This is a genomic window from Nocardia sp. NPDC057272 (assembly GCF_042668615.1).
Lineage (GTDB): Bacteria > Actinomycetota > Actinomycetes > Mycobacteriales > Mycobacteriaceae > Nocardia.
This window is the reverse complement of record NZ_JBHUYK010000068.1, coordinates 1-1,548: the sequence shown is the minus strand read 5'-3', so window position 1 is coordinate 1,548 and position 1,548 is coordinate 1. Positions and strand designations below refer to the sequence as shown.

The 1,548-nt window shown below is 57.2% G+C and carries 1 rRNA gene; it reads left to right on the top strand.

Annotation, left to right across the window (positions count from 1 at the left end):
* The first annotated feature begins 21 nt into the window (after nt 1–21).
* Nucleotides 22–1,538: ribosomal RNA gene (locus ACFULV_RS34935) — 16S ribosomal RNA — on the top strand.
* Nucleotides 1,539–1,548: the final 10 nt, after the last annotated feature.

The following is a 1,548-nucleotide window of genomic DNA, read 5'->3' as shown; positions in this document are numbered from 1 at the left end:
GGAGGGTTGTTTCGAGAGTCTTCAACGGAGAGTTTGATTCTGGCTCAGGACGAACGCTAGCGGCGTGCTTAACACATGCAAGTCGAGCGGTAAGGCCCTTCGGGGTACACGAGCGGCGAACGGGTGAGTAACACGTGGGTGATCTGCCTTGCACTTCGGGATAAGCCTGGGAAACTGGGTCTAATACCGGATATGACCACTGATCGCATGGTTGGTGGTGGAAAGATTTATCGGTGCGAGATGGGCCCGCGGCCTATCAGCTTGTTGGTGAGGTAACGGCTCACCAAGGCGACGACGGGTAGCCGACCTGAGAGGGTGACCGGCCACACTGGGACTGAGACACGGCCCAGACTCCTACGGGAGGCAGCAGTGGGGAATATTGCACAATGGGCGAAAGCCTGATGCAGCGACGCCGCGTGCGGGATGACGGCCTTCGGGTTGTAAACCGCTTTTGACAGGGACGAAGCGCAAGTGACTGTACCTGTAGAATAAGGACCGGCCAACTACGTGCCAGCAGCCGCGGTAATACGTAGGGTCCGAGCGTTGTCCGGAATTACTGGGCGTAAAGAGCTTGTAGGCGGTTCGTCGCGTCGTTTGTGAAAACTTGGGGCTCAACCTTAAGCTTGCAGGCGATACGGGCGAACTAGAGTACTTCAGGGGAGACTGGAATTCCTGGTGTAGCGGTGAAATGCGCAGATATCAGGAGGAACACCGGTGGCGAAGGCGGGTCTCTGGGAAGTAACTGACGCTGAGAAGCGAAAGCATGGGTAGCAAACAGGATTAGATACCCTGGTAGTCCATGCCGTAAACGGTGGGTACTAGGTGTGGGGCTCCTTCCACGGACTCCGTGCCGTAGCTAACGCATTAAGTACCCCGCCTGGGGAGTACGGCCGCAAGGCTAAAACTCAAAGAAATTGACGGGGGCCCGCACAAGCGGCGGAGCATGTGGATTAATTCGATGCAACGCGAAGAACCTTACCTGGGTTTGACATACACCGGAAACCTGCAGAGATGTAGGCCCCCTTGTGGTCGGTGTACAGGTGGTGCATGGCTGTCGTCAGCTCGTGTCGTGAGATGTTGGGTTAAGTCCCGCAACGAGCGCAACCCTTATCTTATGTTGCCAGCGCGTAATGGCGGGGACTCGTGAGAGACTGCCGGGGTCAACTCGGAGGAAGGTGGGGACGACGTCAAGTCATCATGCCCCTTATGTCCAGGGCTTCACACATGCTACAATGGCCGGTACAGAGGGCTGCGATACCGCGAGGTGGAGCGAATCCCTTAAAGCCGGTCTCAGTTCGGATCGGGGTCTGCAACTCGACCCCGTGAAGTTGGAGTCGCTAGTAATCGCAGATCAGCAACGCTGCGGTGAATACGTTCCCGGGCCTTGTACACACCGCCCGTCACGTCATGAAAGTCGGTAACACCCGAAGCCGGTGGCCTAACCCTTGTGGAGGGAGCCGTCGAAGGTGGGATCGGCGATTGGGACGAAGTCGTAACAAGGTAGCCGTACCGGAAGGTGCGGCTGGATCACCTCCTTTCTAAGGAGCA